This is a genomic window from Thiofilum flexile DSM 14609 (genome assembly GCF_000380185.1).
In the GTDB taxonomy this organism is placed as follows: Bacteria; Pseudomonadota; Gammaproteobacteria; order Thiotrichales; family Thiotrichaceae; genus Thiofilum; species Thiofilum flexile.
This window is the reverse complement of sequence record NZ_KB904746.1, coordinates 68630-94479: the sequence shown is the minus strand read 5'-3', so window position 1 is coordinate 94479 and position 25850 is coordinate 68630. Positions and strand designations below refer to the sequence as shown.

General features: G+C 41.5%; 26 protein-coding genes. 11 read left to right on the top strand and 15 right to left on the bottom strand.

What is annotated here, in order from left to right; genetic code table 11:
* Window positions 1–143: 143 nt before the first annotated feature.
* Complete coding sequence (locus A3IK_RS0100415) at window positions 144–1271, top strand: ankyrin repeat domain-containing protein (protein WP_162596595.1); 1128 nt, start codon at window positions 144–146, stop codon at window positions 1269–1271.
* Here the strand turns inward: A3IK_RS0100415 and hemW are convergent.
* Window positions 1268–2434 (bottom strand): radical SAM family heme chaperone HemW, encoded by a 1167-nt coding sequence (gene hemW / locus A3IK_RS0100410; protein WP_020557975.1) that lies wholly within the window; start codon window positions 2432–2434, stop codon window positions 1268–1270. The two genes, A3IK_RS0100415 and hemW, sit on opposite strands and share 4 nt — an antisense overlap.
* Window positions 2435–2568: 134 nt before the next feature.
* Window positions 2569–4125, bottom strand: coding sequence for a hypothetical protein (locus A3IK_RS0100405; RefSeq protein ID WP_020557974.1), 1557 nt, complete (start codon window positions 4123–4125; stop codon window positions 2569–2571).
* 546 nt (window positions 4126–4671) lie between these two features.
* Here A3IK_RS0100405 and A3IK_RS0100395 point away from each other — a divergent pair.
* Together A3IK_RS0100395 and gorA are read left to right on the top strand one after the other, a co-directional pair.
* A complete protein-coding gene (locus A3IK_RS0100395; protein WP_020557973.1) occupies window positions 4672–5409 on the top strand; it encodes a glutathione peroxidase in 738 nt (245 codons plus the stop codon).
* Between the two features lie 65 nt (window positions 5410–5474).
* Window positions 5475–6833 (top strand): glutathione-disulfide reductase, encoded by a 1359-nt coding sequence (gene gorA / locus A3IK_RS0100390; protein ID WP_020557972.1) that lies wholly within the window; start codon window positions 5475–5477, stop codon window positions 6831–6833.
* A gap of 97 nt (window positions 6834–6930) precedes the next feature.
* Here gorA and A3IK_RS0100385 read toward each other — a convergent pair whose 3' ends face one another.
* Together A3IK_RS0100385 and gloB are read right to left on the bottom strand one after the other, a co-directional pair.
* Entirely contained in the window at window positions 6931–7500 is a 570-nt protein-coding gene (locus A3IK_RS0100385) for a Uma2 family endonuclease (RefSeq protein ID WP_020557971.1), read from the bottom strand.
* A 31-nt stretch (window positions 7501–7531) separates the two neighbouring features.
* Entirely contained in the window at window positions 7532–8416 is an 885-nt protein-coding gene (gloB, locus tag A3IK_RS0100380; protein ID WP_020557970.1) for a hydroxyacylglutathione hydrolase, read from the bottom strand.
* A gap of 123 nt (window positions 8417–8539) precedes the next feature.
* Here gloB and gmk point away from each other — a divergent pair, with 123 nt between their 5' ends.
* Together gmk and A3IK_RS0100370 are read left to right on the top strand one after the other, a co-directional pair.
* Window positions 8540–9157 carry a guanylate kinase gene (gene gmk / locus A3IK_RS0100375; protein ID WP_020557969.1) on the top strand — a complete coding sequence of 206 codons (618 nt, stop codon included), beginning with the start codon at window positions 8540–8542 and terminating at the stop codon, window positions 9155–9157.
* Window positions 9158–9202: 45 nt separating this feature from the next.
* A complete protein-coding gene (locus tag A3IK_RS0100370; protein WP_245539436.1) occupies window positions 9203–9667 on the top strand; it encodes a PaaI family thioesterase in 465 nt (154 codons plus the stop codon).
* Window positions 9668–9812: 145 nt separating this feature from the next.
* Here the strand turns inward: A3IK_RS0100370 and A3IK_RS0100365 are convergent, their stop codons facing one another.
* The 4 genes from A3IK_RS0100365 to rluB all read right to left on the bottom strand — a co-directional run bounded on the left by A3IK_RS0100365 (window position 9813) and on the right by rluB (window position 12667).
* Window positions 9813–10409, bottom strand: a complete 597-nt coding sequence (locus tag A3IK_RS0100365; protein ID WP_020557967.1) for a DUF4326 domain-containing protein — start codon at window positions 10407–10409, stop codon at window positions 9813–9815.
* Window positions 10409–10849 (bottom strand): DUF488 domain-containing protein, encoded by a 441-nt coding sequence (locus tag A3IK_RS0100360; protein ID WP_020557966.1) that lies wholly within the window; start codon window positions 10847–10849, stop codon window positions 10409–10411. Before A3IK_RS0100360 ends, A3IK_RS0100365 begins: the two co-directional genes overlap by 1 nt.
* 8 nt (window positions 10850–10857) lie before the next feature.
* Entirely contained in the window at window positions 10858–11469 is a 612-nt protein-coding gene (locus tag A3IK_RS0100355) for a dual OB domain-containing protein (RefSeq protein WP_020557965.1), read from the bottom strand.
* A 271-nt stretch (window positions 11470–11740) separates the two neighbouring features.
* Window positions 11741–12667 carry a 23S rRNA pseudouridine(2605) synthase RluB gene (rluB, locus tag A3IK_RS0100350; RefSeq protein WP_020557964.1) on the bottom strand — a complete coding sequence of 309 codons (927 nt, stop codon included), beginning with the start codon at window positions 12665–12667 and terminating at the stop codon, window positions 11741–11743.
* Window positions 12668–12727: 60 nt separating this feature from the next.
* Here rluB and A3IK_RS0100345 point away from each other — a divergent pair, with 60 nt between their 5' ends.
* A complete protein-coding gene (locus A3IK_RS0100345) occupies window positions 12728–14521 on the top strand; it encodes an ABCB family ABC transporter ATP-binding protein/permease (RefSeq protein ID WP_020557963.1) in 1794 nt (597 codons plus the stop codon).
* 20 nt (window positions 14522–14541) lie between these two features.
* Here A3IK_RS0100345 and A3IK_RS0100340 read toward each other — a convergent pair whose 3' ends face one another.
* Together A3IK_RS0100340 and A3IK_RS18070 are read right to left on the bottom strand one after the other, a co-directional pair.
* Window positions 14542–14991, bottom strand: a complete 450-nt coding sequence (locus A3IK_RS0100340) for a hypothetical protein (RefSeq protein ID WP_020557962.1) — start codon at window positions 14989–14991, stop codon at window positions 14542–14544.
* An 81-nt stretch (window positions 14992–15072) separates the two neighbouring features.
* Window positions 15073–16245 (bottom strand): MltA domain-containing protein, encoded by a 1173-nt coding sequence (locus A3IK_RS18070; protein ID WP_020557961.1) that lies wholly within the window; start codon window positions 16243–16245, stop codon window positions 15073–15075.
* A gap of 524 nt (window positions 16246–16769) precedes the next feature.
* Here A3IK_RS18070 and A3IK_RS0100325 point away from each other — a divergent pair.
* The 3 genes from A3IK_RS0100325 (at window position 16770) to A3IK_RS0100315 (ending at window position 19085) form a co-directional block, all read left to right on the top strand.
* Window positions 16770–17570 carry an amino acid ABC transporter substrate-binding protein gene (locus tag A3IK_RS0100325; protein WP_020557959.1) on the top strand — a complete coding sequence of 267 codons (801 nt, stop codon included), beginning with the start codon at window positions 16770–16772 and terminating at the stop codon, window positions 17568–17570.
* Between the two features lie 66 nt (window positions 17571–17636).
* Window positions 17637–18302: an amino acid ABC transporter permease gene (locus A3IK_RS0100320; protein WP_020557958.1), complete on the top strand. Its 666-nt coding sequence runs from the start codon at window positions 17637–17639 to the stop codon at window positions 18300–18302.
* Window positions 18303–18311: 9 nt separating this feature from the next.
* Window positions 18312–19085 carry an amino acid ABC transporter ATP-binding protein gene (locus A3IK_RS0100315; protein WP_020557957.1) on the top strand — a complete coding sequence of 258 codons (774 nt, stop codon included), beginning with the start codon at window positions 18312–18314 and terminating at the stop codon, window positions 19083–19085.
* A gap of 105 nt (window positions 19086–19190) precedes the next feature.
* Here A3IK_RS0100315 and A3IK_RS0100310 read toward each other — a convergent pair whose 3' ends face one another.
* Together A3IK_RS0100310 and A3IK_RS0100305 are read right to left on the bottom strand one after the other, a co-directional pair.
* Window positions 19191–19631 (bottom strand): NfeD family protein, encoded by a 441-nt coding sequence (locus A3IK_RS0100310; protein WP_020557956.1) that lies wholly within the window; start codon window positions 19629–19631, stop codon window positions 19191–19193.
* Window positions 19632–20525, bottom strand: coding sequence for an SPFH domain-containing protein (locus A3IK_RS0100305; RefSeq protein ID WP_020557955.1), 894 nt, complete (start codon window positions 20523–20525; stop codon window positions 19632–19634).
* A gap of 157 nt (window positions 20526–20682) precedes the next feature.
* Here A3IK_RS0100305 and A3IK_RS0100300 point away from each other — a divergent pair, with 157 nt between their 5' ends.
* Both A3IK_RS0100300 and A3IK_RS0100295 read left to right on the top strand, forming a co-directional pair.
* On the top strand, window positions 20683–21324 hold the full coding sequence (locus A3IK_RS0100300; RefSeq protein ID WP_020557954.1) for a glutathione S-transferase family protein: 642 nt from the start codon (window positions 20683–20685) through the stop codon (window positions 21322–21324).
* Between the two features lie 14 nt (window positions 21325–21338).
* Window positions 21339–22688: an MATE family efflux transporter gene (locus tag A3IK_RS0100295; protein WP_020557953.1), complete on the top strand. Its 1350-nt coding sequence runs from the start codon at window positions 21339–21341 to the stop codon at window positions 22686–22688.
* 129 nt (window positions 22689–22817) lie between these two features.
* Here A3IK_RS0100295 and A3IK_RS18065 read toward each other — a convergent pair whose 3' ends face one another.
* The 3 genes from A3IK_RS18065 to metF form a co-directional block, all read right to left on the bottom strand.
* Window positions 22818–24017, bottom strand: a complete 1200-nt coding sequence (locus tag A3IK_RS18065) for a helix-turn-helix domain-containing protein (protein ID WP_020557952.1) — start codon at window positions 24015–24017, stop codon at window positions 22818–22820.
* A gap of 10 nt (window positions 24018–24027) precedes the next feature.
* Complete coding sequence (locus tag A3IK_RS0100285) at window positions 24028–24678, bottom strand: hypothetical protein (protein WP_020557951.1); 651 nt, start codon at window positions 24676–24678, stop codon at window positions 24028–24030.
* A 271-nt stretch (window positions 24679–24949) separates the two neighbouring features.
* Window positions 24950–25840: a methylenetetrahydrofolate reductase [NAD(P)H] gene (gene metF / locus A3IK_RS0100280; protein WP_020557950.1), complete on the bottom strand. Its 891-nt coding sequence runs from the start codon at window positions 25838–25840 to the stop codon at window positions 24950–24952.
* Window positions 25841–25850: the final 10 nt, after the last annotated feature.

Below are 25850 nucleotides of genomic sequence, written 5' to 3'. Positions count from 1 at the left end.
CATTTATCGAGAGGATTTGTATTTGTAGATATAGCTAATTTATAGTCAAAGCTTAGCTTGGGTATACCTTAGGACGAACCCTCTGAAAAACTGATGCGTAATACAGCTCTAGGATGATGTTTGTATTATTAGGTATAACACTCATGAACTCACCAATTTTGAAGTTTTCACCCTTTAAACAGCTTAAACAGCGCTCGTTGGCTTATTTAGTTTTATCGGCGAGTGCCTTTTTTGCCACCACCACCCATGCCGCTAATACGGATTATGACTATGCTGTACAGGCAAATAGCGAGCCTGCTGCTTGGGATATACCTGCTGAAGCAGTGACTAGCGAGGCTAGTGCCGGCTATGCGAGTGAGGGGTATGCTAATGAGGGCTATAGCAATGTCGCCTATACGAGCGGGAGCTATGCCGATGAGGGCTATGCGAATGCCGGGTATAGCAGCGATGGTTATGCCGATGGCGGCTATGCGAATGAGGGGTATATAGATAATAGTAATGCTGGAGCCACTAAAGCCACTGCTACGACTAAAAGTAAAAAAACTAAAGCTATTGCCTCTACTACGACGGCTCAAGAGCCAGATACTTATACTGAGAAAGAGGACAGCGTAGCCCCAGAAGCAGCCCCTGCGGCTAAGCGTGTGAATCCCGTTTACAGTGCTCGCTTAATGGAAACCATTCGTAAGGGCGATCTAGCGCAGGTGAAATGGCTATTGAGTAATGGGGCAGATCCTGAATACCGTGATGACCCTTCTGGTATGACCCCGATGCATTTAGCGGTGAAATCGGGCTGGGTAGAATTGGCACAATTATTAAGCGATATGGGCGGGGATTTTAAGCAAACCAATGCTTCCGGCGCGACCTATTTACATATTGCGGCGGCTGCAGATCGCTTACCAATGACTAAGTATCTGCTGGGGCTTGGTTTAGATATTAATACAAGTACTAGTAAAGGGTGGACACCTTTACACCATGCAGCACGTTTTGGCAGTAGCAATGTAATAGACTATCTATTGAGTGTCGGGGCTAATCCTAATACCTATAATTCAGATGGTTTTACGGCATTAGGACTGGCTAAAAATTTAAGACATCGTGATGCGGTTAATCTCTTACAAGGTGTAACACAGGTCGCTGCACGCGCACTACCAGAGACACCCAAGATAGAGGTGGCTTCTGCAGAACCTACTAAAACTAAAGCCAAGTCCACTAAGAGTAAGAGTAAGAAAAAATCAAAAAGTCGCTCTACTCTATTAGGTCGCTTAGGTTTTTAGTCATTAATAGGCAGGAATAGCTCCATGGCGTTATTTAAAAAATGCCAACCGAGTTCGGTGGGTTTAATCCAGTCAGTCGTTGATTGGATCAAACCCTGTTCTGCTGCTTGCGCCAATGGGGGCTGAATGAGTGCATCGCTCACGCCAGTACGCTCCTCCCATAGACTGCGCCGAAATCCTTGTTTCAAGCGTAAGGTATTTAGCATAAACTCAAAGCCTAAGTGTTCCTGCGCTAAAATACTCACTTGAGTACGGGCGGAGGCTGTTTGGGTGCTTTGCATATAAAGGTCAGGCTGCCGCGCTTTTTGATAACGGGTAATGGTTAGTTGTCCGTCGGTCTCATAGTGCGAAATCTTGCCATGTGCGCCGGCTCCAATGCCAATATAGTCACCAAATTCCCAATAATTACGATTATGGCGGCACTCCCTGCCAGTTTGAGCATAGGCAGATACCTCATATTGATTAAACCCCGCAGAGGCGAGTAAGGCTTGTCCCGCTTGTTGTATATCGGCACTCAAATCCTCATCGGGTAGATGTGGCGGATATTTAGCAAATAAGGTATTAGGCTCCAGTGTTAATTGATACCAAGATAGATGAGTGGGTTGTAAATCAATGGCTTGATTCAAATCAGCCAGTGCTTGCTCCAGCGTTTGCTCTGGGAGGGCAAACATGAGGTCTAAGTTAAAATTATCAAAGCCTGCAATCCGAGCAATCTCCGCAGCACGGAGGGCTTCATTACGATTATGAATCCGACCTAGTACTTGTAAGTGTTCGGGGTGAAAGCTTTGAATCCCGATAGATAGGCGATTGATACCTAGCTCCCGGTAAGCTTTAAATTTATCCTGCTCAAAAGTCCCCGGATTAGCTTCTAAGGTAATTTCTAATGAGGGGCGCAGAGGTAGTAAGGCTCGAATACCTGAGAGGAGTCTGTCTAGTGCTTCGGGAGAAAATAAACTAGGTGTACCGCCGCCAATAAAAACACTCTCTAAACGTCGCCCCCAGATAGTAGGGAGTTCTTGGGCTAAATCGGCTAATAGGGCATCAATATATAAGGATTCGGGGAGGGATTGCGGGGCTGCATGGGAGTTAAAGTCACAATAAGGACATTTACGCACACACCAAGGGATATGAATATAAAGGGCTAAGGGAATCGCTTGCATCATGTACGAATGTTCTATATCTCGTGAAACGGTGCAGGCTAGCATGCAGGAGTAAAGAATGAAAATAAAACCCCACTAAGCTTACACTTAGTGGGGTTCGCTGCATCAGTTTTTGATAAAGCTGGCTAGCTCATGAGTTACATCATAGCAGTTAAGCTATCGATCAGCCCAGGATTGCTGGTTCTTAGCTCACCTAATAGGCTTTGTGCTTCAGTTTCACTCACGCTCATCATTTGAGCGATAGTTTTCACTAATTGTGCATCAGTACCACCTGCTGTTGTAGTAGCTGTGGCAGTCGTATCAGTCGCTGTATTATCAGTAGTTGTGGTTACTGGTACTGGGTCTGTAGTAACGCCTGTTGCAATGTCTGTAGTTGTTACAGTGGTAGTAGGTGCTACTACTGACATTGTATCTGTAGAAGGTGTAGCAGCAGTGGTGTTACCCCCTACAGCAGCAAGGACAGCATCCACATCAGCGGCACTTAAACCACCATTGATCAGGGTAGTGCGGATATCAGAGGCACTCATGCCCATGCCGATTAAGCTCTTAATCATATTAGTAACTTCGGCAGGGATAGCGGTAGCAGCAGTTGTTGTACTAGTGCCGGCAGCAGTAGCATTACCTGTAGCACTAACTGTGTTACCCCCTACAGCAGCAAGAACTGCATCCACATCAGCAGCACTTAAACCACCATTGATCAGGGTAGTGCGGATATCAGAGGCACTCATACCCATACCAATTAAGCTATTGAGCATATTGGTAACTTCGGCAGGAATAGCGGTAGTAGTGCCGGCAGCCGTAGCATTACCAGTTGCAGAGACCGTGCCGCCGCCTACAGCAGCAAGGACAGCGTCCACATCAGCAGCACTTAAACCACCATTGATCAAGGTGTTGCGAATATCAGTAGTGCTCATGCCCATACCGATTAAGCTATTGATCATATTAGTAACTTCAGCAGGAATAGCGGTAGCAGTAGCATTACCTGTAGCACTAACCGTGTTGCCGCCTACAGCAGCAAGGACAGCATCGACATCAGCCGCACTTAAACCACCATTGATCAAGGTGTTACGAATATCCGTAGTGCTCATGCCCATACCGATTAGGCTATTGATCATATTGGTAACTTCGGCAGGAATAGCCGTTGTAGAGCCTGTTGTCGTTGTGTTTGTACCACCTACTGTAGCAAGCACTGCATCGACATCAGCAGCACTTAAACCACCATTGATTAGGGTGTTACGAATATCAGTAGTGCTCATGCCCATACCGATGAGGCTATTAATCATGCCAGTGATTTCGGCAGGGATAGTAGCTGGAGCTGGAACTGGTGCTGGTGTAGGAGCAGGAGTGGGTGCTGGTCTAGGCGCTTGAATATTAGCATTTGCGCCTGTTCCTACTTGTGTAGCTGATTTAGGAGGATTCCAGCCTTGAATAGATACTACATTGTTAGAATGAAAGTCAGTGTGACCATCAGTGCGACCACCGCCGCCGCCACCATGACCACCAATACTAATGTTTCCAACTAACCCAGACGCCAAAGAGGACAATGGCTGGGCTAAACCTTGAAACATAGAAGTTAGAAAGTTACCTTTTTTCTGGAAAATAGTATTCAAACCACCAGATAGGTCAGCAGATCCTTTGCCACCGATAGAGATATTTTTAGATCCGAATAATCCAGATAAGAGTCCAAAAGTCATAGCAATCACCTTATATTTTAAACTAAGTTTTTCTATGGCAATACTAGGTGGGTATTAGAGCAACAAGGGGGTTGACATTGAGCGGATTTTTGTTAAGTGAGTCGTGCTCGTTAATGATACTTGCCTATCCTTGCCAGGTATTCCATGGATTCGAGTATGGGCATGAGGACGGTTAGCTACAATCAAGCTAGAGATAACCTAGTTTAGATTACCGATGAAGTGCTGCATGTACTAAAAATGGAGAATAAAGTAGGTGAGTAGCGCAGTATGTTATTTGTAAGCTTAAAAGACAGCATAAAGATAAATAAGGTAGGGCTAGTTTTCATTTATAAGTTAATAGTCTATGAGGCAGGAGTGTCAGTAATTGTTGCTAGGGGAGTGTGAGCTATCATCTATTTGATAGATCGTTTTGATTCAGACATTCTGTTTTTATTTAAAAGCTGCTTGTTTTATAGTTAGCTCAGTCAAGGGTTAGCAGTGTCCAACAATGCAGCCCTTCATTAGTAAAATTAAGTTTTTTGTTCATTTCATAAAGGATCTATAGTCATGTTTCCTAATAAAGAAGGTCAACGTGTTCCCAATGTTACATTCCATACTCGCAAGGACTCACAATGGGTGGATGTAACCACAGATGAATTATTCAAAGGTAAAACCGTTGTAGTCTTCTCCTTACCAGGGGCTTTTACCCCCACCTGTTCTTCTACGCATGTGCCACGCTATAACCAATTAGCTGATGCTCTGAAAGCCAATGGTGTCGATGACATTATCTGTATGTCTGTGAATGACACCTTCGTGATGAATGAGTGGAAAGACGCCCAAGAGGCCGACAAAATTACCTTCATTCCAGACGGTAATGGTGATTTCACTGCAGGCATGGGCTTATTGGTAGATAAAGATAACCTTGGTTTTGGTAAACGCTCATGGCGTTATTCTATGCTGGTGAAAGATGGTGTAGTCGCCAAAATGTTCATCGAGCCAGAAAAAGACGGTGATCCGTTTGAAGTGTCTGATGCAGATACTATGCTGAACTACATTGCACCTAATGCGAAAAAACCATTGGATGTCACTGTATTCACCCGTCCGGGCTGCCCATTCTGTGCGAAAGCGAAAAGTATGCTGAAAGAAAAAGGCATTGCGTTTGATGAGTTAGTGTTAAATCGTGATTACCGCAATGTGACTTTACGTGCTGTCGCTGGTGCGGATGCGGTGCCACAAGTATTTGTTAATGGAAAATTGATTGGTGGATCTGATAAGTTAGAAGCTTGGTTAGCCACTAACGCTTAAGCATCAGCATAAAAAAGTACTCATCATTGTGATGGGTACTTTTAATAAGAATTTAGGAGTAAGGCATGAGTAAGCATTTCGATTTAATCGCGATGGGTGCAGGTAGTGGTGGCTTATCGGTCGTAGAAAAAGCAGCATTATATGGTGCTAAATGTGCAGTCATCGAATCCGGTGATGTCGGTGGCACTTGCGTAAATCGTGGCTGTGTACCGAAAAAAGTCATGTGGTTTGGAGCGAGCCTCGCTCATGCTTTGCACCATGCTAAAGATTATGGTTTTGATGTGAAAACCGAGGGCTTTAATTGGACTAAGCTGGTGATGAAGCGTGAAAATCTGATTGGTGGTATTACTGATTGGTATGAAAATAGTTTTCTAGCTGAAAATAATATTGAAATGATTGTGGGGGCGGCAAAATTTGTCGATGCTCATACATTAGATGTGAATGGCGAAATCTATACGGCTGACCATATTGTTATTGCTACGGGTAGCCGTCCGATTTTCCCCAACGATATTCCGGGGGCTGAACTAGGTATTACCTCCGATGGCTTTTTTGCATTAGAAGAACAACCTAAAAGGGTCGCAGTAGTAGGGGGCGGCTATATTGCACTAGAGCTAGCCGGTGTATTAAATGCGCTTGGCTCAGAAACCCATATGCTGCATCAGGGCTTTCCGGTATTAATTGGCTTTGATAGCCTCATGCAAACCACTTTACGCAAGCAAATGGAGTCCGATGGCATTATCTTTAATGATAATGGCAAAATTGCTAGCCTTGAAAAAGTAGGTGCTACCATTACGATTCATTATCAAGATGGCTCTAAACTTGAAGGCTTAGATCAAGTCGTATGGGCAATTGGACGAGTACCCAATACAGACACGCTAGCTTTAGATAAAGTAGGCGTGAAAACCGCAGCGAATGGTTTAATAGATGTTACTGAATACCAAGAAACTAATGTCAAAGGTATTTATGCCATCGGTGATATTATCAATATGCGCGGCGTACAATTAACGCCAGTGGCTATTGCTGCCGGGCGGCGTTTAGGTGAGCGTTTATTTGGTGGGATGAAAGATCGTAAGGTCGATTATAGTTTAATTCCAACCGTGATGTTTACCCATCCACCTATTGGCACGATTGGTTTATCTGAAGCAGCGGCACGGGAAAAGTATGGTGATGCAGTAAAGGTTTATAGCACTGAGTTTACACCGATGTATTATGCTTTCACCACGCAAAAAGTTAAAACTGCGATGAAGTTAGTCGTGGTCGGTGAAGATGAAAAAATCGTAGGCTGTCATGCTATTGGTTTAGGTGTGGATGAAATGATGCAAGGTTTTGCCGTAGCGATTAGAATGGGCGCTACGAAGAAAGACTTTGATGATACGATTGCGATTCATCCTGTGAGTGCCGAAGAGCTTGTGACAATGAAGTAATGTTGTCGCACTGAAAATAAAAAGCCCCATATCGGGGCTTTTTATTGTGTGAGTAGAGTAAGATTTTAATCTTTAAAATATAATTATTAAGCTCTTCTTATGTATTGAATGATATATCCTGATAAATCTCTTGTAAGCTTAAATGACTAATGGGACAAGGTAATTCAATGCTTTGCTCTAACCCTGTCATTTGGCTTAAATCCCAATACCCCTTAGCATTGCGCCTTAAAATATCGACTTGATATTTATCTTGCGCCACGATGATATAGGTTTGTAGCGAACTAATACTTTGATAGGCTAAGGACTTTTCTAAGTAGTCTTTGCGTAGAGTCGAGTCCGAAGTTACTTCTATGATTAAGCACGGATAATCTAAAAAGTAGTCGTTATTGTCATTATTATCACAACTCACGACTACATCAGGATAGTAATAGCTATTACGCTCTTTAATCCTTACTTTCATATCAGAGGCATAAACTTGGCAACTAGAGCCACGCGTAAGCTGATTAAAATAGCTAGCGATATTTAATGCAATACGATTATGATTTTTACTAGAGCCTGCCATTAAATAGACTTGCCCAGCCACATACTCATGACGCTCATTAGCACCTAACTCACGCGCTAAATAGTCATCCTCTGATATAGGGGGCAAATCATAGGCAAGTGGCATAATAGCATCCTTTAGCTGCTAGCATTCAGAATTAATCATACTCAGTATCTTTCCAAATTCGTAAGGTGGCAAATACCTCTTCGGGGGTTTTTAATTCACGCCCGGCTACCGATTCGGCTTTTTTAATGACCTCTGGAATATGAGTGCGTAAAAAGGGATTAGTATTAAATTCATAGCCTAAAATAAAGGGCACTGTACCCTTGCCATTATCAATTAAATCCCAACAGGCTTCTAAACGCGCATCAATAGCCTCATTATCCGGCTCTACCCATTTCGCAAAACCTAAATTGTCCACAGTATATTCATGCGCACAATACACGAGTGTTTCAGAGGGTAGGTGAGCGATTTTTTGTAGAGAGTGGTATAACTCTTCTAAGGTACTATCGAATACCCGCCCGCAGCCATTGGCAAAAATGGTATCCCCACAAAACAAACGATTAGCCCCATAATAGGCAATATGTCCCGCCGTATGCCCACGCACATCTAAGACTTTAAGCTCTAAATGCAATGGAGCTAGCGATATCATATCCCTCTCATTTAAGGCATGGGTGCGGTGTGGAATTTCTTCCGTTTCGGGGCCATAGACAGGAATATGTGGATAGCGTTGTAAAATTTCCTCAATCCCCCCCACATGGTCACGATGTCTATGGGTGATTAAGATAGCAATAGGCTCTAATTGATGCTCCTCTAAGGCCGCGAATACCACTGCAGCATCCCCCGGATCAACAATCGCTACTGGGCGGCGGGTATGGGAAATAGAGACCATTGCTTGCTCAGAATTGCCTTCTTTTTCAGTCGATTGTTGAATAATGGTCAATGCAGTGATAGCGGAGAGGGTATTGCTAGACTCATCTTTATCCGTGATAAACCAAATATAATTATCAGTAAAAGCTGGAACTGGTATCACTTCGATCATGGTATCTCTGCTCCTATTGCTTCTTGAGATTTTAACTATTGCGCCTTAGCCGTATAATCGCATATTTATTTAATAGACCCCAGTTTTTCGATCAGTATTGGGTAGTTATCTTAGGAGTATAGCGTGAAGACCGGACAACTTTATATTGTTTCAGCACCATCAGGTGGGGGTAAAACCAGCCTACTCAATGCCTTACGACTCGAATTACCTCAGGCAGTCGTCTCCGTTTCGCTCACCACCCGCCAACCCCGTCCGGGCGAGGAGCAGGGTAAGCATTATCATTTTGTGTCTATGGGCGAGTTTCAACGTCAAATTGAGGAGGATAATTTCCTCGAATATGCTCAGGTATTTGATAACTATTATGGCACTTCGCGTCAAACCGTAGACGAGCAATTAAAATCTGGCTTCGATGTGATTTTAGAAATTGATTGGCAAGGGGCGCAGCAGGTCAGACAACGCACTAATGATGTGATTAGTGTTTTTATTTTGCCGCCGAGTCAACGGGCATTAGAGGAGCGTTTACGCAATCGCCGCCAAGATAGTGATGAAATCATTGCACGCCGCATGCGCGATGCTCAACGCGAGTTATCTCATTATAATGAATATGATTATTTGGTAATCAATGATGATTTTGATGAGGCACTGCAAGATTTAATGAGTATTTTCCGCTGCCAGCGCTTAAGAATGAAATTACAACAACAAAATAAAGCCTCTTTACTATCTCAATTAATTAGCGAGTAGCCCGTTTTGAATATTGCTCAGTTTATCCAAAAAAGTTTTAGTTTCTTGTCCGATTCCAAATTATTGGAATGGTATCCCGCTTGGTGGATGATGCGTATTAAAGTGGTTGCTATGGAAAATGAGTGGCGACATATTCGTATTAAACTCCCCCTCACAGCGATTTCAAAAAACATGGGAGGCGGTATGTTTGGTGGTTTTCAAGCTTCTCTCGTTGATCCTATTGCGCCACTGGCTTGTGCTAAAGTATTTAAGAACTATGATGTATGGACGCGTAAATTAGAAATTGATTTTCGCCGTGCTGGGCTAACGGATTTAGAGTTGCGTTTTGATTTTCCTCCCGAATTAGAACGCAAAATTCGGGATGAGTTATTAGAGCATAAACGTAGTACTCCAACCTTTGAATATGGCTTATATGATGCACATGATCGCTTATGTACGGTAGTTTTTTGTACCGTAGCGATTCGACCTAAGGGGTATTTGAAAGATCATAAACCGCTGGCGATTGGGTAGTGTCATTGATTTTATATTTTTTGCTAAATTATGTTAACATCTAGTTTATATCAAAATAAACTAGATGTTAATTTGAAATCTATGATAATGTTATTATGGATTTTATTAGTAGAATATCTTTAAAGTCCTTTGGGTTGGTCAATATTTATTTGCCATCATCCCAGGCATTTAAGAAGTCTGCCAAAATATCACCATGACAGGTTTGTGGTTTGCAAAAACACCCCAGTTGCTTACCTGCAAGTTTATAAACTTCCGATTTCTTCTTATTTGGAAATTTATCAAAGTCAAAGTCATATTTATATTTTCGTATAACTTCATCTCGCTCATCACCTTTCTCGTACATAGAATGAGGGTTACCCCAATATGAACCCCTTCCTATATACTCGTAATTTAGAGAATTTTTTATTGAGTTCTTAGTCTTAATATTTATTACTCTAGTTATAGCAATTTTAATAACCCTCACTGGTTTGCCGCTAGATTGTAATAGAGCAGTCTCTTTTGGAAACTCTTTACCATCATCAAAAACGATTGCATGAGTTAAATCATCAATCGTCCAATTAACTAAGTTTTCGCATGATGTAATATGTGAGTTGTTATCACAAATTTTTTTAATAAATTCATTTGGATCAGATGGATATATCAAAGTAACGTTATCTAATCCAGAGGTTATCTTTTCTATTTTCCTTGAGAATTTTGAATAGCAATTAAAAAGATTTGGATATAGAATCAATAGCTTAATCATTAATATAGATGCTTTACTTCAAGGTTAAAATCAGAGTGTTTATTTAGATATTCGACAATAAGCCTCCTGTGGCAAAAATGAGGCTCGTGTTCACTACATAATAAGCAGCTGTGATTCAATAAGCTTGATTTTATTGATTTCTCTATATTTCTTTGAGCCATAATATTTAAAAATTTATCTTCGTAAGCTTCCCATGATATATCTCCATTTTTATAAGCATCTAAAATATTTTTGGTTGGTGTTAATTCTGGAATATGAATATAGTCTGTTTTGCAAATTTCTTTTAAAAAAAATTTTAAATCATCTTTTTTAGCAAAGCCTGCTAATTGAGATACATTATTCAGACGAACATCAATAAGTGTTTTGACTTCTGATTTTTTTAGAAAACCAAAAAATGTTTCTGCATTTTTTTTGGTAAATCCTATAGTATAAATTTTCATAATAAACCTCAAAAAATTGTAGCTACAAGCTTGTAACAATATTCTTTATACTCTCCTCCAAGACTTATACAAAGAATATTTTTAAGTTTTTGATCATTTGAGTATAGTTCATCAAACTTAGGGTCAGTGACAGCAAAGTCATAGCTAATATTATTATAAGAAAAGCTTGCCCTTCTTCTATTATTGTTATAATAGAGCATTATATTTTCTACTTGTACAAGGTAAAGTGACTGCTTAATATTGTAAAGCCCTAAGAAAATTTTTTCATACTGTACTCTATTATCAGTTCCCCATAAGTCAATAGGTGTATCTAGATAGTTTTTAATTTCTGCTGCTTCAATAGAGTAATTTTGCTGCCATAATTTACCATCAATTAAGAAATTTTCAGGTTGATGAGATAGTGGAACATGTCGAGAAAACCCCATACGGATTCTTTGAAGTGGTTTTACCGTATATATGCCATGAATATTTTTATATTTGACTTGATTATCACTTAGCTCAGCTCCCTGTTCATTAGAAACAGGTCGAATCCAGCTTTTTGTACCGAAGCACTTACCAGCAACACAGTGCTGCCCATTTTTAATTGAGTTTGCCAGTATAACAATTTCCGATTGATTCATTTGCTATCTTTACCATATTAATTTTAATATTTATCATTAGTTAGATGCGAACTATCCCTAGAGTATAGGAGAAGACCAATCCCAGTAAAATTGAAGTGATATTTGGTGATTTTGCCAAATATATCAATATCAATGGTTCTACTTGATGCTCAAAAGAAAGGTGGTATTACACAAAGTCAAATTGTTCAATAGGTAGATATACAGTCAACTAGTGTTGGGGCTTAATATTTAGGTTTCTAAGGCTGGTTACAAAAGCCAGCCTTTTGGGGGATTACCGATGCCGTCCTGTCGGTCTAGGTGCTGAAGTGCGTGATGTGGGCGCATTCGCACTAGGGCGTCTAGAAGAGCGTCGGCCTTCTGTATCGCGGACAGACTCGCGTTCAAAACGTTTTGGTGCCGCAGAACCGCGCTCTGGGCTAGTACGACGCACGGGTTTATGTGCATCTAAGGTGCCGTCTTCAAATTTTAAACCCACAGACTCATACAATTTACGCAAAGCTTTAACATCCAACTCCTCAGCATGACCTTGGCGTAAATAACGCGGCAAACTAATCACCCCATAACGCACCCGAATTAAACGGCTTACCGTTACGTCTATCGCCTCCCACAGGCGACGCACTTCACGGTTACGTCCTTCACGCAAAATCACATGATACCAATGATTAGCCCCTTCGCCGCCCGCCTCTTTCACCGAGTCAAATTTGGCTTGACCATCTTCTAATTCAACCCCAGTTTCGAGCTGTTGAATCATCTCAGGAGTGACTTCACCTAATACACGCACGGCATATTCACGCTCTACCTCAGAGGAGGGGTGCATTAGGCGATTAGCCAGCTCGCCATCGGTGGTAAAGAGTAGCAATCCATCGGTATTCACATCTAGACGCCCCACCATCACCCAGCGCCCTTGTTGTAGGCGGGGCAGGCTTTGAAACACAGTAGGGCGACCTTCGGGGTCGGAGCGGGTACACATCTCCCCCGCTTTTTTGTGATACATAATCACTTTTGGCGTGGCTGCAAGACGTGTTTCTAAACGAATACGCTGCCCCCTCAGACTAATCTGTTCGGTAGCGTCGATGAGTTGTCCTAACGTCGCGGGTTTACCATTAATCATCACCTCGCCCGCTTCAATCCAGCGTTCAATTTCACGGCGTGAACCATAGCCTGCATGGGCTAGTAATTTTTGAATACGTTCTTTCATCAGGGCAAGGTCTGGAAAATAAAAGTAGTATTATGCCATTGTCTATTAGGATTTTCATAAATGATTGGTATGGGTTCATCACGTACACAACGCCCCCACACGGATCGACGTGATTGGGATAATTTAAAATCAGTCCTACCGTTTTTACTCGATTTTCGTAGTCGCGCGATTTTTGCCTTAAGTTGCCTAGTATTGTCGAAAGTGGCAACCGTAGGGGTTCCGGTCATGCTCAAGGGTATTGTAGATGCTTTAGAGCATAAGCCAGAGCAGGTGGTGGTATTACCCATCGCTTTATTATTAGGCTATGGCTTATTACGTTTATTAAGTGCCGCCTTTAATGAGCTGCGCGATGTGGTGTTTGCGCGGGTGCGTTATCGGGCGATGCGGCGCTTATCATTACGGGTATTAGAGCATTTACATACACAATCCCTACGTTTTCACTTAGAGCGTAAAATCGGTGCGATTAGTCGCGATTTAGAGCGGGGCACGCGCTCGGTTAGCTCGCTCATGAATTTTATGACCTTTAGCATTATCCCGATCATGGTCGAGTTTTTGTTAGTCGGGATTATCTTACTCAAAGAGTATCCCCCCATCTTTGCCCTGATTACCTTTGGCACCATAGCGGTGTATGTGTGGTTTACCCTACGCATGGCCGATTGGCGCATGGATGATCGCCACACTATGAATACCCTCGATTCCCAAGCCAATAATCAAGCTATCGATAGCCTCGTCAATTACGAAACGGTGAAGTATTTTAATAATGAGCATCTAGAGCTAGCCCGCTACGATAAAACCTTAAACGAATGGGAGGGCTATGCAGTTAAAAGCCAGACTAGTATGTCACTGCTGAACTTTGGGCAATCCGCGATTATAGCTGTTGGGGTGACGATTATTATGTGGGTGGCGGCTAATGATGTATTACAGGGGCAAATGAGTCTGGGTAGCCTAGTCATGGTCAATGCCTTTATGTTGCAGCTTTTTATCCCCTTAAACTCCTTAGGGATGATTTATCGCTCATTGAAATACACCTTGGCAGATATGGATACCGTCTTTCGCCTCCTCGATCAACAGCCGGAGATTCAAGATTTACCCCATGCCCCAGCTTTAAAAGTGGCAAAAGGCGAGATACGTTTTGAGCAGGTGGAGTTTGGCTATCAGGCGGATAGACAAATTTTGCATGGTCTAACTCTCACTATTCCCGCCGGAAAAACTGTGGCAGTGGTGGGGCAGAGTGGCGCGGGTAAGTCGACTTTGGCACGGCTCCTCTATCGTTTTTATGATGTGACAGGGGGCGCTATTTTCATTGATGGACAAGATATTCGCGCAGTCACACAGGAAAGTTTGCGCCGTGCTATTGGGATTGTGCCACAGGATACGGTGCTCTTTAATGAAACCCTGCGGTTTAATTTGCAATACGGCAAACCCGATGCGACACAGGCCGATCTAGAGCAAGCGGCACGGATGGCACATATAGCCGAATTTATTGCCAAGCTACCGGACGGTTGGGATACGGTGGTGGGTGAGCGCGGTTTGAAACTATCGGGGGGCGAGAAGCAGCGAGTCGCTATTGCGCGGGCGATTTTAAAACAGCCACCGATTTTAATTTTTGATGAAGCCACTTCTTCGCTTGATAGCACAACGGAACGGGCGATTCAGCGTACCTTAGAGGAGGTCGCGGGGGATCATACCACGCTGATTATTGCGCATCGTCTATCCACTATTGTGAATGCCGATCAGATTGTGGTGCTGGATGCGGGGCGTGTGGTGGAACAGGGGACACATCCAGCACTGCTAGCACTCAAAGGGCATTACGCAGCCCTTTGGGAATTACAACAACGCGAGGAACAGCATTAAAAAGGTGAGAAACTGAGTTGTTAATTTTTAATGCTATGGATGACCTCATCTTTCACGCCATAAATGATTTCATCGGCTACATCTTGCACACTTTGATTCGCAGGTGCTTGATCTAGGTGTGGGTTCGACATAGAGGATGAGTGTAGGGGATCTATAGTGCTGACTTGAGTTCGTAATTGCTCTAGTAGCTCTTTAGATTCCTCACAATGCGCTTGGCATTTAGCTTCATATAATTCGATATTTTGGGTATGGCGTTTAGCTTGTTCGCTCCAAGTATCCGCTTGTTCAGCGGCTTGTTTTAGAGTGCTGATCCACTCGGCACTTTGGCGTTGTTCTTGTTCGGCTTGGAGGCGTAAATCCCGCAAACGACTTAGATCACGGCTATTAGTTTGGGGACGTAAAAATAGTAGGGCAATGGTCGCAGCCGCTAAGGCGATGCCGATGATAGTCCAGTCAGTGATATTAAGCATAATGGATGACCTATTTTTTTGGGGTTTTTATTATTTTAATGTATCAAACCAGTCATTAATCTGAACTGGATTAGGTTTTAACTATGTTTTGGGGCGTAATAAAAAGGTGCGACGATAACCGGTAATGCCTTGTGCAATGATGTCACCGTTATGACCGGCACCTAGGTATAGATCAATACGGGCATGGCCTTGAATATTACTGCCACGATCTTGCGCGAATAATAGATGCCATTGTCTACCACGCTCCCGCCCTAAGTGGTCAAGAATGGGTAGTTCCGCCAGTAATACCGAACCGAGTGGAATGTGCTTATCATCTACCGCGACGGTATGCCAGGGGATTACTGATGCACCAATAGAGGTTTTAGGGCGACCTTGCTTTAGGTTAAAAAAGACAAAGCGTGGATTAGAGAGTAATACTTCAGCGATTCTATGGGGGTTAGCCCTTAGCCATTCTTTGATGGAGTTGTTGCCTAAGCCAGAGGTTTTATAGCCCTTAGCCTTAAGATAAGCCGCTACTTGTCGATAGGGATGCCCATTATTACCCGCATAGCTTAAGGTCGCAAAACTACCATCAGGGAAAACGGCATTGGCAGCCCCTTGTATTTGGGCAAAATAGAGTTCAATCGGATCATCCGTCCACGCAATTTCGAGACCCTTACCAGCTAAAGCACCTCGGCTAATATCGGCATGAGTGGGTAATTTACCATTTTTAGGCTTGGTATAAATCGGAAACCTAAAGCGTCGGTCTGGGGTACGTTTAACATTTAACGCAGGGGTAATATAGCCTGTGTATTTGGCTCCACGCCCTTGAGGGTCGAAGTTAAGCTCTTGGAGAAAAAACATATCCGCTAGACTTTGTGGATTACCTCGACTCCACGATTGTAACCGTTTAATCGTTTGGTCTAATTCCCCCATACTTAATTGCAAAGAAGAGTTAGGGAATTTATGGCGTGGCAAACGATTTAAATATTTAGCCTGTTCGTGTAGCGCCTCTTGAATAGCCGCCGAGCGTGCTAAGCACTGTTGAGTTTCGCGCATAGTATCGGCTAAAGAACAAGTAGAAGCACGTGGCGCAGGAGGGATGGGATCGGTTAATAGCGAACCACGTGATTCATTATAACCCCGCATTTGCTCTTGATAAGCACTGGTTTTTTCAATGCCTAGCTGAGCAAAATCCTGTTTAAGAGCGCTATGAGCACTGAAGCTTATGAAGTAAGTGCAAAGTAATAAACTGTAAATGGGCTGGCGCTTCATGGGTTTAAGGGTCGGCTTATTATTGTTATTAATGCCCTCAGTGTAGTTTTTAGTTCTGAATCTCCTCTTACTGTACGGACAAGTGGCCTAATTACCGATGAGATGACTAGGAAAACGATAAACGGTAAGCGTCAATACAGGCCAATGCATTGGCGGCTGGCTAACCGCCAAGATAGTTTTAATTAGAAATGCCGATGTAGCTGGCTCAGGTCACTATTTCATGGTTTTAAATTGCGCCAAGAGTTGCTGAATTAATTGAGTCAGTAACTGTATCAATTGTGCATTGGAAGGAGCTTTGGAGGTAGGGGGTGTTTTGGTCTGTCCAGTGTCCTCCTTACCTATTTCCACCATATTGCTATAAATTTAGCTAGTTGAATCAAGTTATATCTAAAATACTGATAATGAAACCTATTTTAATCGTTTTCATTTGCTATCCTAAATTTTGATAATGACGCCGCAAGCGTTTTAGTGCATAAATCATATAGGGTGGCTATCCCACCGCTAATAAAACCAAAGGACATCACATGAATTACTTGGCTCGCTATTTACTTTTACCTTTATTCCTCGCAGGTAGTATTGCCACTGCTCAAGCGGCTGAGGCTCCTGCTAGTGATTTATACGATCAACTGAAAACGAATAAGGTAGTGCGTGTGGGTACGGAGGGCACCTATGCGCCTTTTAGTTTCCATGATACTAAAAAAGATAATCTATTAACGGGGTTTGATGTTGAATTAGCCCGTGAGGTATTTAAGCGCTTAGGCATTGAAACGGTTGAGTTTGTTGAAGCACCTTGGGATGGTCTGATCGCAGGTGTCGATGCGGGTCGTTATGATGTGGTGGTCAATCAAGTAGGTATCACGCCAGAGCGCCAAGAAAAATATGACTTCTCCCAACCTTATATTTCAGCACCGATGGTATTAATTACCCATGCTGATAATGATAGCATTAAACAACTCTCCGATATTAAAGATAAAAAAGCAGCCCAAACGTTAACCAGTAATTTTGGTAAAAAAGCCGTAGCCTTAGGTGCTGAATTGGTATCTGTAGATGGTTTTGCTCAAGCCATTGACTTGTTAATCTCCAAACGTGCCGATGTGACTTTAAATGATCGCTTATCCTTCTTCGATTTTAAAAAGCAAAAACCTGATGCTCCGGTTAAAATCGTAGCGAGTGATACTGAGGCTGCGGACTCTGGCATTTTAGTGAAAAAGGGTAATCCAGCATTACTGGCTGCCATTAATAAAGCGTTAGATGAGATAAAAGCCGATGGTACTTATGCCAAAATCTCGGAGCAGTTTTTTGGTGTAGATGTGTCTAAACCTTAAGTTAATCAATATACTTTGAGAGCCTCTATAAGCTTAGAGGCTTTTTTATTTTACTAAGGATTTTACATGGATGACCGTCTTGTTGATATTCTTACTAATGCTTTAATTCCCTTTGCACTAGCCGCCATTGAAGTAACGATTCCTCTGGCGATTATCTCTTTTATTTTAGGGTTATTATTAGCTTTTTTTACCGCATTAGCTCGTCTTTCTGCGAATCCTTTTGCTAAGCGCGGGGCGCAGTTTTATGTCTGGATTATTCGCGGCACCCCTTTATTAGTACAGTTATTTATTATTTTCTATGGTTTACCTTCGCTAGGGATCACGCTCAATGCCTATGTGGCAGCTATTATCGCCTTTTCTTTAAGCGTGGGCGCTTATGGTTCAGAGATTATTCGCTCGGCCATAGAGTCTATTCCTAAAGAGCAATGGGAAGCGGGGGAAACCATTGGGATGACCTATGCACAAATCATGCGGCGGATTATTTTACCTCAAGCCGCTCGTGTCTCAACCCCTCCTTTGTTTAGTACTTTTATTAGCTTGGTAAAAGACACCTCTCTCGCAGCGACTGTAACGGTAGTTGAACTATTTCGGCGTGCTCAGCAAGAGGCTGCTACGACCTATGAGCCATTATGGTTATATATAGAAGCGGCGCTGATTTATTTATTGATTTGTACGGTATTATCCTATTATCAGCGTAAAACAGAAAACTATTTTAATCGCTTCCATGCTTAAGGATAAACAATGATTGATGTTAAACAGCTTGTTAAAAGTTTTAATGATAAAGTTATTTTAGATAATATTTCGGTACAGTTTCCGACAGGAAAAACTACCGCTATTTTAGGGCCTTCAGGATCAGGGAAAACGACACTGTTACGTTGTTTAAATGTATTAGAAATGCCTACCTCAGGGCAGATTAGTTTTGATGATACGGTTTATCATTTTGACCCCAAGCAACCCTTATCAAAACAAACCATATTAAATCTACGCCGTAAATCGGGTATGGTATTTCAGAGTTTTAATCTATTTCCCCATATGACTGTGGAGCAAAATATTACCGAAGGCCCTATTATTGTTAAAAAGATGGATAAACAGTTAGCGCTTCAGCAAGCACATAGTTTATTAGCAAAAGTAGGTTTACTAGAGCATGCCCCTAAATACCCCCATCAATTATCGGGAGGACAAAAACAGCGTGTCGCTATTGCGCGTGCCTTAGCCATGGAGCCTAGCGTATTATTGTTTGATGAACCGACCTCGGCCTTAGATCCAGAGCTGGAGTTGGAGGTATTGAAAGTTATTCAATCCCTATCGCACGAACATAACACCATGATTATTGTGACCCATAATTTAGAGTTCGCACGCCAAGTGGCTGATCAAGTGGTGTTTATCGATGCAGGAAAGATCATCGAGACTAATACTACGCAACAGTTTTTTTCGGCACCCAAAGAAGAGCGCACCCGCGAGTTTTTAGGTCGATTTGGTCAGTTAGGTGTGTCTATGGTTTCTGTTATTGAGTAAAAGTAATCCAGTATTTCTTTTGCTATCAGGTAGCATCCCTGCTACCGAGGCTGCTTCAGAAATACTCAATTACTTTTGTTAGGTGAGGTGTGTTAGCGTTTAGGTCTAAGAGACTGCTTCCACATTAAAAAATGTCCCATCCAAACTCACGACCTTAACACGAGTGCCAGCGGGCAAATCGGCTCCTTGTGCCTGCCAAATAGTACCATCGACCTCTATCGTACCCTGTCCATTAATAATGGCAGTGTTTAAAGGATAAATCTTACCCACATGCATATTCAAACGATTGTTAAGGCCAGGAGTATCAGAGGGGGTTGTTTCAACTTTATACCAGGGAGTTTTTCGCCATACTAATAAGCTAATAATAGATAATAGCGAAAATAAAATTAATTGGGCGGCGAGAGAAAAAGAGGGGATCAATAATAATACTAATCCGGTCACAATTGCCCCAAAACCAAACCACATAATAATAGCACCCGGAATAACGATCTCTAAGGCGATTAAAATCGCACCTAAAGTCAGCCAGTACCAATAAACAATTTCCATTTAATGTCCCCTTGGCACCTTAAAGTTATCTTGCGCTGCTTTCCAGAGTTCATTAATGCTGCCAATCGAGCCTAATAAACCGGAGGTTTCTAGGGGCATAAAGACGGTTTTTTGATTAGGAGATTCAGCAAATTTACTTAAGGCGGCCACATATTTCTGGGCAATAAAATAATTTAGGGCTTGTGGATCACCTTGAGCGACCGCTTCCGACACCATTTGCGTGGCTTTAGCTTCGGCTTGGGCTTCACGTTCACGGGCTTCGGCGAGTAAGACAGCGGCGGTTTTAGCACCTTCTGCTTCTAGGATTTGGGCTTCTTTTTTGCCTTGTGCCTCGGTGATTTGGGCACGTTTTTGGCGTTCAGCCGTCATTTGCAGATTCATAGCACGCACGAGTTCTTCGGGGGGCTGAATATCTTTAATCTCAACCCGCAGCACCTTCACCCCCCACGCATTGGTGGCTTGGTCAATAATAGCGAGCAGGCGTGAGCCGATTTCATCTCGCTTACTCAACAGGGAATCTAATTCAAAGGCACCACACACCGAGCGCAAATTAGTCATGCTTAAATTCATAATCGCGGTGGGTAGGTGAGTGACTTCATAGGAGGCTTTGGCGGCGTCAAAAATTTGATAAAAGATCACGCCATCCACAGTGACATTGGCATTGTCGGCGGTAATAATTTGTTGTGGTTCGATATCAAGCACTTGTTCCATCATATTCACTTTATGCCCAACTCGATTCACTATAGGAAGAATTATCCCTAACCCCGGTTGTAAAGTACGTACATAACGTCCAAAGCGTTCAATAGTATAACTATAACCTTGCGGAACGGTCTTGACGGACATAAATAACAACACAATACCAAAAAATAACACACCTAAAGCAAATTCTAACATCATGAGCTCCTTATCGTTTGTTATTGATTAATCTCTAGCTTATCGTATTTAAAGCTAATTTGCTGGAATCCACTGTAATTTAGATAAATAGCAAGGCTTTAAATTTTCTGGCATAACCTTGATACTATTATTGAAGCACAGCATCAGGATTTTTGATATGCATTTATATGGTTGTCCGATGACACGTTCGACGCGAGCGGTATGGGTATTAGAAGAGGCGGGTTTGGCTTATGACTATACTGCTATTGATATGAGGGCAGGTGAGAGTTTTAAACCACCACTGATTACACTTAATCCGGCAGGAAAAGTCCCTGTATTGGTTGATGGTGATCTAGTTTTAACCGAATCAGCAGCTATTTGTATTTATATTGGGGATAAAGTGCCTCATTCTGGCCTAGTGCCTGCCTATGGTACTAGAGAGCGAGCGGTGCATGAGCAATGGTGCTTTTTTGCTGTGAGCGAGCTAGAGCAGCCATTATGGCTAATCGCTAAGCATAGTTTCGCTTTTCCCGCAGAGCAGCGTCACCCGGAGGTGATTCCTAGTGCAGAATGGGAGTTCAAGCGTCAGCTTAAAATACTCGCGCAGGGGTTGGGGGATAAAACCTTTATTTTAGGTGAGTCTTTTACCGTAGCAGATATTTTACTCAGCCATGTACTGACTTGGGCTACACGCGGCCTAAAAATGGATTTAGAGCACGATAATCTCAAAGCCTATCAACAGCGTACACAAGCACGTCCCGCACTGGCTAAAGCGCGTGAACGCGAAGCTCAAGCCGCTACCGTAAAAACCTCTGGTTAAACTATTATTTAATTATGTTGCTCATAAAAGATAAAACCTTTCTAAGTATTTATATACCTAATTATTTAGAGTTTTCAGTCTTATTTATTCTAGCGATTTTAGATACTGTTTTTATTGCTTTGGTTGAGCCTAGGTTTGTGACTGTATTAGGTATCACCCATAGTTTATTAATTATAGTTTTTGTCACTAGCCAAACTATTGCGAATATTACAGCAGCCCATTTGACGAATATAGATTTAAGTGAAGAGCAGAAGCATTATTGGGTTAATAAGACTTTGCTTTTAACCTTTCTGACAGGTATAGCTTATGTAAGTTTTATATTGCTGTTAGTCCCTTATTTATTAACGGTGGTAAATCTAGAAAATAACTATCAACATTTAAACTATGTTTTCATCGTCATTATTTTATTAGGTGCTATTTTTGTTGCCTTGCGTCGAGGGATTAATGCGATTTTTAATATTTATCGTATGGCTAGTATCAATCTTTATAGTAGCCTAATCATTGTAGTATTTAATGTGATATTTAATGTGGCATGCTACTTATTGTTTTTTAACAAGAACAATGAATGGTATTTATTAGGTATTGGTTTATCTACCTTTATTAGTCAAGTCATTGTTCCTATTGGCTTGATTGCTATTATGGTTAATAATAAAACCACCAGTTTTAAACAGTGGCGTGATTTATTAAAAGATAAGAAAAACGATTGGATTATTATTAAGACGGGATTTATCTCTTCATTAGAGGCAGGTTCTTATACTGTAATGACCTATGTGTTTATCGCCGTGCTTTCTCATATTAGTCAAGCTGCCTTTGTAACACGTACTATGCTGATTCCTTGGTTTCAAATGGTCGGTGCATTAAGTGCTGCATGGGTGGGCTATGCTAATCGAGAATTAGCCTTTTGCTGGAATGCAAAGCAGTTGGATAAATTTGAATTAACCGTCGCTAGTTTGATTAATTGGGGCAAAGTTTTCTCTAGTATAGGTCTGTTGATCATGCTAGCCATATTCACACTGATACAAAGTATAGCGTTTAAGGAGTTATATAGTGATGCTCAGGCACTGCATATCTTAATAATAGTATTTCTTTGCTTGGCTTTGATAGAGTTCTTTAGAGTCAGAAATGTAATTGCTCTTACAGCTTTAAGATTATTAAAATATGTTGGGAGATCTACTATGGTTTCTATTATGTGCCATATCGTCTGGCTAATGAGCTTTTTTATCATTTATCAGACTCAAAACTCTCTTAATACTTTGCTAGCGGTAGGACTCATGTTTGGTCTAATGGTAGTTGATGAGTATTTTAGAGGTGTTTATAACTATTCATTGCTTAGGAAGTTTATTAATAATAATGACATTGTATAGAGTAATGAAATTTAATAGTTATATTGTTTTAATTGTGAAAAAATCCCTCTAATTATTTTGAGGGATTAATTTTGATTATCATGCTAAATTTAGTGAGGCCAAGTTGGTTGTAAATAAAATAAAAATTAACTATCTATTTGGCCAGGCTAATATATTAGCTTCTGTATTTTCTGATATCTCTTGTTTGATTTTATTCTTTAGTATAGGTAGCTGTATAATCTCACCATATTCAGTATCAAAAAATCCATCTGGTAGATTACACAAAGATTCGACATCAGTAGCATTTAGAGTTAATGTTTTTAATATTTGTTTTTTATTAAATCCCCCATCTTCTAATAGTAGTTTGATGGCACGATTTAAAAGTAGTGGTTGTTCTGGTGTTAAGTCATCATCAAGTGGTTCCTTAGTTTTCCAGCCTCTAGCGCTGTAGTTTTTCCATAGTCGGCTTAAATATTCTTCACTCAAAAGATTGAGACTTTTTGCTCGCATAATTAAAGAGGCAACAGATGTTTTCCAACGACGCTTGAGAATGATCAATGTATCTAAAGTTGGATGAGAGAGTTCTAATGAAATATTTTCTGCAGGCATCAAAAATGCGCTAGCAAATAAATGAGCTTGTCGTTCAAGTTCATTATATAGTTTTGTAGTATCTGAGGATTTTAGATTCCTATGCATAATAATGTGAGCTAACTCATGAGCAATATCAAATCTACTACGTACTGCATTTGCTTTATCTGCCGCAATAAAAATATAGGGTCTATTTTCAAGATCAAACCATCTTGAAACGCCATCCATCTTGCTATGACCTATGCACTCTCTTACTACCAATATACCAGCACTTTCAACTACTTTGATAATATTTTCAATGGGATTTAATCCTAGACCCCAATATTTTCTAGTGTCTTGTGCGAGCTGCTCTATCTCGCTATCTACAATAGTAAGAGCTTGATCTCTGGTTAAACAAGTAGGTATGTTGACTGCTGGCCAGTCCACCCATTCTTGTAATATAGTTGATAACTCATAAGCCCACTCTAGACGTACCTTTGCTATATTACGAGCATCTTTAGTTAATGCTGTACTTGACCTAAAGAAATAAGAGCTTTCACCATAATTCGGAAAAGAGCTTAAAAACCACTCCGGTGGTAAACCTAAAGAGGATGCAATTTTCTCTAAAGCAGGAGCTTCAGGTAATTGCTCATTTCTTTCCCATTTGGATATAGACGCTTTAGAACATCCACTAATAGCACTTAGAGCTGTTTGGGTTAACCCACGTGCAGTACGTGCTTGTACTAAGCGTTGACCTTTGAAGCCTGTTACACCAGTACGCATAATATCACCTTCATTTTTGAGAGTTTTTAGCCTCGATATCCCCAAGACGCTTCTTTAAGGAAGGTAGTGGGTCTAATATAGGCTGGGTGGTAGAGTTTTCAATACATGCAAGTTGTAATTCCTTAAGGCTTGCTTTCATATGAAAATTACTTAAATCAGTGTAGGGAATTGCAAAGTAAATATCAGGTAGACTTTGATCTAAAGGGTTTGCTGTTACTAAAATAACAGTAAATATTTTGGTTACACCATTGCTTCTTGTCGATGGTTCAAACAAATCTTCTATGACTGGTTCTAATACAGTATTAAGTTTTGATAGCTCTTGCTTATGTTTTGCACGTGTCCAGTTGGTTGATTTATCTCTAATGCAGCTTATGACAAATCTATCTGAGATAATTCTAGCATAATAAAACCCCTTGGGGTCGGTAGGAGTTCGTGAACCATTAAGACCGGTATTGTTGGCACAGCTTACTACTACATCTACTAAGTGTGCATGCTGCATATTTCCCTCAAGATATGGGCGCATTTCTTTAGATACATGAGCATTATTGTAATCTGAAGCAGCTTTGTATTTTGCTGTGATATCTTGCTCTAAATTGAGCAAAAAGTTAGAGCCTAGTTCTACTGCTAGATGGGTGATCAAGGATTTTCTTAAATTTTCCATATCATATCTCTTTCTATGTAACTCTATTGGAAAATGATAGCAAAATTTTTCGTTATTAGTAGTTATTTATGAAAAAAATTATTTAATCATGAGTTCCTGTATATTTTATATGAGGGTGTTATATCTTACTGGATATGATTGGTCATATTATGGGGATATAAAATCTATAGTCTGTTATTTGTAAAATAACAATAAACTTGAAGGAAATATCATGTTTGTGGAAAGACACGGGTAAAATTAAAATACCCGTATCTTGTGAGAGCTGAAAAACTTAAGCGGAAAGGCCTAAATTATTCCAGATAGTGACCGTTGGTTCAGCACGATTCATAGTGTAAAAGTGCAAACCAGGTGCGCCGGTATCGAGTAAGTTTTCACACAGGAGTGTTATAAACTCTTCACCAAATGCCGTAATCGATGCCGTATCATCCCCATAGGCTTCTAATTGTTTTCGTACCCAGCGTGGAATTTCTGCTCCACACATATCCGAAAAACGAGCCAGTTGGGTGTAATTCGTAATCGGCATAATACCGGGTACGATGGGGACGGTAACACCTGCTTTTAAGCAAGTATCGACAAAATGCCAATACGCATCAGCATTAAAGAAATACTGCGTAATCGCACTATCGGCTCCTGCTTGCACTTTACGCACAAAGTTAGCCACATCGCGCTCAAAGTTCTGAGCTTGTGGGTGCATCTCAGGATAGGCTGCCACTTCAATATGGAAGTGATCGCCGGTTTCCTTACGAATGAACTCCACTAATTCATTGGCATAACGAAATTCGCCGCTATCCATCGTACCGGAAGGCAAATCACCGCGCAGGGCGACAATGTGCTTAATACCACTCTCACGGTACAGATTTAAAATCTGGCGAACTTGGTCGGCTGACGAACCAATACAGGATAAATGCGGTGCTGCTTCAATCCCAGAGGAGCGCTGAATATCCAGCACTGTCTCTAGGGTGCGCTCTTGTGTTGAACCACCCGCTCCATAAGTCACCGAGAAAAATCGCGGTTTTAACGGAGCTAAGGCGGCACGCACTTCACGCAGTTTTTCCACACCCTGTTCGGTTTTGGGTGGGAAAAACTCAAAGCTAAACGCTAATTCATCACGCTGGCCAGGGTCGTCATGTTCATGGTCGTGGGTATGATCATGAGTACTCATAGCAACTCCT